The following is an 8487-nucleotide window of genomic DNA, read 5'->3' as shown; positions in this document are numbered from 1 at the left end:
GTCAGCTTGAGCCTGCTGTAGATCTCTTCGTCCCTCAGGTCTTCCCACGTGCCGCATTCCCAGGTGGCTCCTTCTGTATTGTGGATAACTAACTTGCTCCGCTCGCCGTGCCTAATCCGCAGGATCCCGGCGCTCATCTCCTGCGCCTCGATAGGCGCGATTTTCCGACCAATGAGAGCGTTGACAATGGTGGACTTACCTGAAGAGGTGGTGCCAATGGTGGCAATCCGGAAGGAGGGCTTCCGCAGGCGGGCATTGGCCTCTTCGTAGACAACCTGAAAGTTCTCCAGCTTCTCCAGCAGCACGGAGTTGCTGACTACGTCGTGGTATTCGTTAACGATCCCAGCGGTGAGGTTGCCGAGGTCAAATAGTGAGTCTCTCGCGGTCTGCAAAGCTACCGAGGGATCCATAGAATCAAGCCGGTGATGCGCTCCATCAGATAGGGTTGAAGATGACATGCCAACAGTTCTCAAGCCGCTTCGCCGGCATTATATCCATCTTGCTGATACCGTCGTTCGTTTCCTTCGCATTGTTTTCAGCGTTCTTCTTGCCAGCAATGCTCATTCAGTAGCATAAAAAACAGTTCTAAAAGGCACAGAGCTGCCGGCACTTCTGGGATCAGCGAGAGCTGGTTTGGCAGATGGAGTCGCAAGCCTATCTCCTCCCGGCTAGAGCCAGCAAGCAGTTGAGAGGATTGCCAGATTGCTTAAGATGAGACTGCTGAGTCCGAACTCCTTCTCCCTGTAAATGATGGATGGATCCTTGCAATCTTTCTTCGCCTCTGCCACCCAGGTGGGGCTGGGGGTGGCGGGTCTGCTGGCTCTGCTTACCCTGCTGGCCTGGATCCGCAACTGGCCTTGGAAGTTTTCGCTGGTGGGCTACACGGCCTTCACCCTGGTTTTGACGGCGGGCTGTTTTGCCCTCAGTTTAGGGCCGATCTTTCGCTCCCGCATTCCCGGCGCTGCCCCCTACACCACGGTCTATGACCAAGGGGCAGAGCGGGCGGTCATCGCCGTCAGCCCGGACATTACCCCAGAGCACCTGATCCTCACGCTGAAGCAGGCGGCCAGCGATTTGGCGTCCTCCGGTCGCTTCTCCACCGGCTCGCCGGTATTTACCCTGCAGGCCCGCACCGTCATCCACCCTGAACCGGGGGTCTCCGAGCCCTTACTTTTGGGCACGCTGCAACAGCCGCTGGGAAAACGCCTGCGCACCCCGGAAGAACAGCAGCAGCAGCAGATCCGGCTGGAGGAAGAAGCCTTTGCCCGGCTGCGCAAGTTGGTCCAGGTTCAGGCTGCGGCTTCTTCCGCTGAGGGTGGGTTGGAAGAGTCCCCCTCGGCCCACTCTTGAACTCTGAGCCAGCAACGCAGATCCCGTCCTACCTGTTCAGGGATCTCCCACGGGAAGAGGTGGGCCACATCGGGATAGACAATGCAGGTGCACTGGGGTAGAAGGCGGGCGGTGGCCAAGCTGCTAGCGGCGGTGATGTGGCGATCCCGCTCGCCGGCCAGGAGCAACACAGGTAGGCGCAGGTGCTGCAGCTCCCCCTCACGGTTGTAGCCCTGTTGCAGGGCGGTGCGCAAAGCGCGGCGGGCTTGGGGAGAGGTGTGCAGATAGGCAGGCAAAGCTGCCTGGGCCAAGTAGCGATAGGCGGTTGGGGTGTGTTGCTGGATGAGGTAGCGGTAAAGAGAGCGGCGGCCAAAGGTGTCGATGTTCCAACTCCAGCCGGGCCAAAGCCAGTTGAGCAGCGAAGCAATGCCGGTGTTAAGCTGATCCCAAACGGTGATGGGGGGATGGTTGCTACGAGGACAGGCGGCGCTGGCTACCAAAACCAAGCCCTTGACCCGCTGCGGCAGGCGCAAGGCCAACTCCAGGGCCAGGATCCCACCCAACGACCAGCCCAACACCAGACACTCCTGCCAGCCCAGGCAATCCAGCAGCTCCTGCAAGTCCTCTAGGTGAGTTGCCATCTCAAAGGGATCCCGTACCTGCGAACGCCCATAGCCGCGCAGATCCGGCGCCACACAGGGGTGGATCCCCGCCACCGCCTCGGCAAAGACTTCCATGCAGTCAGCATTGCCCGGATGGCCGTGGAGCAGCAGGATGGGCAGGGAAGGGATCCCTTTGCCCCAGGCACGGTAGTAGAGCTGCAGGCCCATAGCTTAGGCGCTAGCCGCCTTTTTGGGCACAGACTGCAGCTTCACCCCGTTGGGAAGGCAAATTAAGTTTTGATCCAGCACCTGCACAAACCCTTTCGAGCGCAGGGATCCCAGCAGGCGAGTGACCGTTACGCGCGTAGCCCCAATGGCGTCCCCAATCTGGGCGTGGGTCAGAGTCCAGGGAAGGTACATCCCCTGCTCACAGGGCTGCCCGTACTCTTCAATCAACAGCGTTAGGAACCCCTTGAGGCGGTCAATGGCACGCCGTTGGCCCAAGTTGCCTAGCCAGAGCAGCTTGCGTTGCAGTTGCTGGCGGAAGCTTTCTTGAATTTTCTGGTGCAAGTAGGGCCACTGCTCCAGATCCTGCCAGTAAAACCACATTACCGTGGTGCGATCGACATGGGTGCAAGCTTTTAGCTCAAAGCGCTCCGGGTTGCTCAGCTCAAAGGGCACGCCGGGTGTGATAAACCCGACAAAAACCTCCCGCCGCTCCGGCGTTTGGCTAACTAGGCGCACCACGCCTTCTTGGGGGATGTAGACCAGGCCCGGACGGGTGGGGATGCGCACGTCCTTGGGAAAAGTGCGACAGCGGTAGTGCTCTTCGGCCCACTGGCAGAGCTCCCGCCATTCCTGAGCCTCCGCTGCCGATGTGATGGAAACTAGGGACATGGGATAGGCTTCCTGTCAATTGAGTAACTAGGTGAACTTTGCCGCCTCTTCCGCTCCATCGAGCCATCAAAAGAGTTTGTAAAGAAAAGGCCAGACCCTAACGGAAGGATAAACCAAGAGGAAGGGAGCTTCGGTAGTAGCTTTACCTTAGCTTCATAATGACACTCAAGATTTATGGAGCAACACCGTGGTTATACGGATGTTGTTTATAAGGCTACGTCTAATGGTAACATACAGAAGCCGCACTCTTCATTTTTTCCTGGCTCCTGGCCGGCTGTGGGCTCAGCAGCAGATAGCATAGTAGGGGCAGCCGGGTTGCTTGGACGCGGTGAGGAGTGGCACCGATGAACATTCTCGTTAGCAACGATGACGGCATCCAGGCGGCAGGGGTGCGGTGTTTAGCGGCAGCGCTGGCTCAGATGGGCGGACACCAGGTGACAGTAGTCTGTCCGGATCGGGAGCGCTCGGCCACCGGCCACGCCTTGACGTTGCACAAACCGCTGCGGGTGGATCCGGTGCGGGAGGGGTTTCCGCCAGAGGTGCAAGCCTGGGCCTGTTCGGGCACACCTTCCGACTGTGTCAAGCTGGGTCTGGACGGGCTATTGGATTATCCTCCCGATTGGGTGATTTCCGGCATCAATCAGGGAGCCAATCTGGGCACCGATGTGCTCTACTCCGGCACCGTCTCAGCGGCCATGGAAGGGCTATTGGAAGGGATCCCCAGCCTGGCGGTGAGCCTGGCCAGCTTTACCCACCAGGATTTTCAGCCGGCGGCCCAGGTGGTGCTGACGCTGCTGGAGAAGCTGAGCCTGAAGCCCCTAGAGAAGCCGCTGCTGTTGAACATCAATGTCCCACCGGTGGCGCTGACGGAGATACGCGGCATGGTCTTGGCCCGCCTGGCCTGGCGCAAGTACACCGATATCTACGAAAAGCGGCTGGATCCGCGCGGCAAGGCCTACTACTGGCTGGCGGGGGAAGTGGTGGAAGAGGGAGTGGATCCCTGTTCCGACGTGCAGGCGGTTGCCCAAGGGTATGTGTCGATTACGCCCCTGCAGCCGGATCTGACGGCCTACACCGCCTTCGACAGCTTGCAGCGGTGGGGAATCTCGGCCTTTGGCTCCTGAGTTGCAAGCTGGTGAGCCGCATACAGCTTCTTCCAGCGTTGTCTACTTCTCTACTGTAATAGTCGTTTCAAACAAGATTAAGACACTTTGCTGCCAGCCCCTCACCCCCAACCCCTCTCCCAGAGGGAGAGGGGAGTTAGAGCGGCGCGTTCGCGACAGCGTTGCGTAGCAATAATGACATAGAGAAACGTTTCATTGCTGTTTGAAAGGACTATCTCTTGCGTAGGTAGGATCCCGCTTGGCTACAGAACTCCCATGCAAGGGTTGCGATAGTCAGCGGGAGTGTCAAAGCTGAGCTGCGTGTTTTGCCTATGCAGGAGTGCTCATGGAAGGCTGGAGTGTTTGTCAACCATCTCGGCTAGAACAGCAGCGTGCAGAAGCTGGTCAACAGCAACGTCACCGCCGTCAAGAGCAGGCTGAAGCTCCACAGCCACAAGGCAGCAGCCAGCAAAATCCCGATGACCCAGATGAGCAGGGCATTCCAGTAGGGTCGGTTGGGGGCTTTGGAGACGTTGATTTTTTGGAAGAAGGGCAGCAGGATAAACGCCACATCCAACAGCAGCCGCGGCAGCCGCAAGTCCTGGGGCAGGGGCAGATCCCGCACCGCCAGATAGAGCAGCCCCCAGCTCAACAGAAGGGGGATCAACAACAGGTAATTGGATTCGGCCAGCAGCGGTCGCTCCACCACCAGCGGAAACAGAGGGCTGATCCCCCAGCCCAGATAGAGGTAAAAGTCGAACTTCAACAGCGGCTGCAACAGAGGGGGCAGGCTGAGGCGCTGCAGGTGTTGTTGAATCCTATTCCCCTGAGCTCTGACTCTCTGGCCCCCAGATCCACCTTTTCCGGCTGAGGCCGCCCGCCAGCCGCAGTGGTCGCAGTAGGGGGACTTATATCGATAGGCCGGGATCGGCTTGCCACAGGCGGGGCAACGCTGGATCGGACGCGGTTGAGAACTCATGACCATCCGCACTCCTTCTGCTCTAGCATGCCCCAATTGTCGTCAGTTGACTCCCAGGGCAAACGACAAGGTGATACACGCTGCTCCCAAAGCAGCACCGGCAATAACCTGAACAGGCGTGTGGCCCAGCAACTCCTTCAGGTAAGGTTCTTGGAAACGATCGGCGCCCTTCTCTTCAAACCATTCTTCCAGGAGACGGTTCAGCACCCGCGCCTGCTTGCCGGCGGCCTGGCGGATCCCAGCAGCATCGTACATCACCACCAAAGCAAAAACCACCGTCGCCGCAAACAGCAGGCTGTCCCAGCCTTCCTGGATCCCCACCCCCACCGACAAAGCCGTCACCAGCGCCGCGTGGGAGCTGGGCATCCCTCCGGTTTCCACCAAGACCCGCAGGTCGAGCTTGCCCGACCGCACATAGGCCAGGATCAGCTTCATGGCCTGGGCCAAACCACTGGCCAGCAGAGCAACCCAGAGGACGTGGTTGGCCATCAACTGTTGCAGCATAGAGCTCTCCGGCACCAGAACGCGACCAGGGTCTTTAACAGGGGGACAGGGATCCCATCTGAATCTTGTCCTTTTGTCCTGTCCTAATGCTGACGGCGAGTGATGAAATCTGCCAGGGCCAACAGTGGCTCGGCCCGGGATCCGTAGGGGCGCAACGCCTCCTTGGCCGATTGGATCAGCTCCTCGGCTTTTTGCCGGGAAGCCTCTAGGCCCAACAAGCTGGGGTAGGTGGCTTTGGCGGCAGCTTGATCCTTGCCTGCCGTTTTGCCCAGTTGCTCGCTGGTGGCAGTGATATCCAAAATGTCGTCCACGATCTGAAAAGCCAAGCCAATGTCGCGGGCGTAGTGGCCCAGGCGGGCCAGCAGCTCTTCATCAGCCCCTGCCAGGATCCCGCCTGAGACCACCGAGGCTTCCAGCAGAGCGCCCGTCTTGTGGCTGTGGATGTACTCCAAAGTTTCCAGGGAAATGGCTTTGCCCTCCGACTCCAAATCCACCACCTGGCCCCCCACCAAGCCGGTTGCCGCCGCTGCGTGGCCAATGCGGGCAATGACTTGCAGCACCAACTGTGGCGGTACCCCCTGAGTTTGGCTGGCAATATGCTCAAAGGCAAAAGCCAGCAGCGCATCTCCCGCCAAGATGGCAATGTCTTCGCCGAACACCTTATGGTTGGTGGGTTTGCCGCGGCGAAAATCGTCGTTGTCCATGGCCGGCAGGTCGTCATGGATCAGCGACATGGTGTGGATCATCTCTAGGGCGCAGGCAGTGGGCAGGGCCTGCTCCACGGAGCCGCCGGCCAACTCACAGGCCGCCAGACAGAGGATCGGCCTCAGGCGCTTCCCCCCTGCCAGCAGGCTGTAGCGCATCGCCTCGTAAATGCGCTCCGGATAGGCGGGAACCAGAGCTGCAGAAAGCGCCTCTTCCACCTGTTGCTGACGCCGGCTCAGATAGACTTTCAGGTCAAAGGTTTGGGCAACCAAGCGGGGTTTCCTCTCAACTCGGCAATGGGGGGATCCCTGTCGAGTAGTTCTACAACAGGCCTGCAAGCCGACATTATCTCATGTCCACTCCAGGTCGGGATCCCTGCTTGAGCCGCTAAAACTCTATCTTGATACCCTGCACGCGGCGGCATAGGGGATCCGCAAGCTTGCGCTAGCCGTCCCCCCAATGTCAGGATGCATTGAGGATCTTCAACCGGCTTGGTCTTCTTATGTCCCACTCATCTGCTCAGCTTGGCGATGGCGACCGTCTGCTGCGGGCGGCCCGTGGGGAGGTGCTGGATCGTCCTCCGGTTTGGATGATGCGCCAGGCGGGGCGCTACATGGCGGTCTACCGTGAGCTGCAGAGCAAATACACCTTCAAGCAGCGCTGCGAGATCCCGGAGCTGGCGATTGAGATCTCGTTGCAGCCGTTTCGCGCCTTTGCCCCCGACGGCGTCATTATGTTCAGCGACATCCTCACCCCCCTTGAGGGCATGGGGATCCCCTTTGAGCTGGTGGAGCAGCAGGGGCCGATCATCGACCCGCCAATCCGCTCCCAGGCCCAAATCGACCAAATCCGTCTCTTAGAGCCGGAAGAAAGCCTGCCCTTTATCAAGACCATACTCAGCACCTTGCGCCGCGAGGTGGAAGGGAAGGCAACGCTGCTGGGCTTTGTCGGCTCCCCTTGGACCTTGGCCTGCTACGCCGTAGAGGGCCGCAGCTCCAAAGACTATGCCCATATCAAGAGCCTGGCCTTCACTCAGCCGCAGATGTTGCATCAGTTGCTGAGCAAGCTGGCGGATAGCATTGCCCGCTACGTGATCTACCAGATCGAGTGCGGTGCCCAGGTGGTGCAGTTGTTTGACACCTGGGCCGGCCAGCTCAGCCCCGGCGATTACGAAGCTTGGGCCTTGCCCTACCAAAAGCAAATTGTGGATCAGGTGAAAGCTCGGTATCCGCAGGTGCCGCTCATTCTCTACATCAACGGCAGCGCCGCTTTGTTGGAGCGGGTGGGCAAAGCTGGCATCGATGTCTTCAGCCTCGATTGGATGAGCGACATGGCCGAGGCCAGGGCCCGCCTGGGATCCCTGGCGGTGCAGGGCAATCTCGACCCGATGGTGTTGCTGGGATCCCCGGAATTCATCCGGCAGCGCACCCTGGAGGTGATTCAAAAGGCGGGACCCCGCGGCCACATCATGAACCTGGGCCACGGCGTGCACCACACCACTCCGGAGGCCAATGTCCATCACTTTTTCGAGACGGTGCGCCAATCGGCAGAGCTGCTCAAAGCTCTCTAGCCGTATAGAAAAACCCCTTGACTCTAGGAGTAGGGTTTGCCTTACGAGCCAGGGATCCCCGGTGTACATCAGCGTCATCATCCCCACCTACAACCGCCGTCCCATCTTGCAGAAATGTCTGCAGGCTTTGGCCCAGCAGCAGCCTGGCCCCTACGACGGCTACGAGGTGGTGGTGGTGGACGACGGCTCCACCGACGGCACGGTGGAATGGCTGCAGAGCCAGCCGCCAGATTTGCCGCCGATAAAGCTTTTGTGCCAAGAACACCGCGGCCCTGCTGCCGCCCGCAACCTGGGGTTTCGCCATGCCCAGGGATCCATCATTGTTTTTATCGACAGCGACCTGGTGGTGGTGGATCATTTCTTGGCCGCTCATGCCCAGATGCTGCGGCGACACGGCGTCAAGGGGGATCCCAGTTCGCTCCAGGAAGCCAAGGTCTTCACCTATGGGCGGGTGATCAACACCTGCAATTTCCAGGATCCCTGCTCCGAGCCCTTCAAGCCCACCGATTTTTCGGCAGCCTTCTTTGCCACCGGCAATGTGGCCATCGCCCGCCATTGGCTGGAGCGGGCTTGTGAAACCCCTGCCGGCCCCTTTGACGAGCGGTTTCACCTCTACGGCTGGGAAGACCTGGAGCTGGGGGTGCGGCTGAAGCACCTGGGCCTGCGCCTGGTCAAGTGCCCCCAGGCCACCGGCTACCACTGGCATCCGCCCTTCGAGCTAGCGCAAATCCCAGCCCTCATCGAGCGGGAGCGGCAGCGGGGCCGCATGGGCATCCTCTTTTACCAAAAGCACCCCAC

Annotated in this window: 10 protein-coding genes; 4 read left to right on the top strand and 6 right to left on the bottom strand. The window is 59.8% G+C overall.

Going from position 1 to position 8487, the window contains the following annotated elements; translation table 11 throughout:
- The coding region (locus tag NW857_RS01045; RefSeq protein ID WP_414367736.1) for a dynamin family protein at window positions 1-410 on the bottom strand (410 nt) is incomplete at its 3' end.
- Window positions 411-762: 352 nt separating this feature from the next.
- Between NW857_RS01045 and NW857_RS01040 the strand changes: the two genes are divergently transcribed.
- Entirely contained in the window at window positions 763-1350 is a 588-nt protein-coding gene (locus NW857_RS01040; protein ID WP_414341739.1) for a DUF2518 family protein, read from the top strand.
- Here the strand turns inward: NW857_RS01040 and NW857_RS01035 are convergent.
- Window positions 1290-2159 (bottom strand): alpha/beta fold hydrolase, encoded by an 870-nt coding sequence (locus tag NW857_RS01035; RefSeq protein WP_414367734.1) that lies wholly within the window; start codon window positions 2157-2159, stop codon window positions 1290-1292. The genes NW857_RS01040 and NW857_RS01035 overlap by 61 nt on opposite strands.
- Window positions 2160-2162: 3 nt before the next feature.
- Window positions 2163-2828, bottom strand: a complete 666-nt coding sequence (locus NW857_RS01030) for a Crp/Fnr family transcriptional regulator (protein ID WP_414335883.1) — start codon at window positions 2826-2828, stop codon at window positions 2163-2165.
- A 344-nt stretch (window positions 2829-3172) separates the two neighbouring features.
- On the opposite strand from NW857_RS01030, the gene surE reads away from it, so the two are divergent.
- Entirely contained in the window at window positions 3173-3952 is a 780-nt protein-coding gene (gene surE / locus NW857_RS01025; protein ID WP_414335882.1) for a 5'/3'-nucleotidase SurE, read from the top strand.
- A gap of 358 nt (window positions 3953-4310) precedes the next feature.
- Here surE and NW857_RS01020 read toward each other — a convergent pair whose 3' ends face one another.
- From NW857_RS01020 to crtE, 3 genes are all read right to left on the bottom strand, one after another.
- Complete coding sequence (locus tag NW857_RS01020) at window positions 4311-4910, bottom strand: hypothetical protein (RefSeq protein WP_414335757.1); 600 nt, start codon at window positions 4908-4910, stop codon at window positions 4311-4313.
- 42 nt (window positions 4911-4952) lie between these two features.
- Window positions 4953-5414, bottom strand: coding sequence for a divergent PAP2 family protein (locus NW857_RS01015; protein WP_414335755.1), 462 nt, complete (start codon window positions 5412-5414; stop codon window positions 4953-4955).
- A gap of 83 nt (window positions 5415-5497) precedes the next feature.
- Window positions 5498-6391 (bottom strand): geranylgeranyl diphosphate synthase CrtE, encoded by an 894-nt coding sequence (gene crtE / locus NW857_RS01010; RefSeq protein WP_414335754.1) that lies wholly within the window; start codon window positions 6389-6391, stop codon window positions 5498-5500.
- 230 nt (window positions 6392-6621) lie between these two features.
- Between crtE and hemE the strand changes: the two genes are divergently transcribed.
- Both hemE and NW857_RS01000 read left to right on the top strand, forming a co-directional pair.
- Window positions 6622-7689, top strand: coding sequence for a uroporphyrinogen decarboxylase (hemE, locus tag NW857_RS01005; protein WP_414335752.1), 1068 nt, complete (start codon window positions 6622-6624; stop codon window positions 7687-7689).
- A 61-nt stretch (window positions 7690-7750) separates the two neighbouring features.
- On the top strand, window positions 7751-8487 hold a 737-nt coding region (locus NW857_RS01000), incomplete at its 3' end, for a glycosyltransferase family 2 protein (protein ID WP_414367732.1).

Origin of the sequence: Synechococcus sp. H55.9 (assembly GCF_047462355.1) — a bacterium.
Classification (GTDB): Bacteria; Cyanobacteriota; Cyanobacteriia; order Thermostichales; family Thermostichaceae; genus Thermostichus.
Note: the sequence above shows the minus strand (reverse complement) of the source record. Positions and strands in the feature narration are given on the sequence as shown.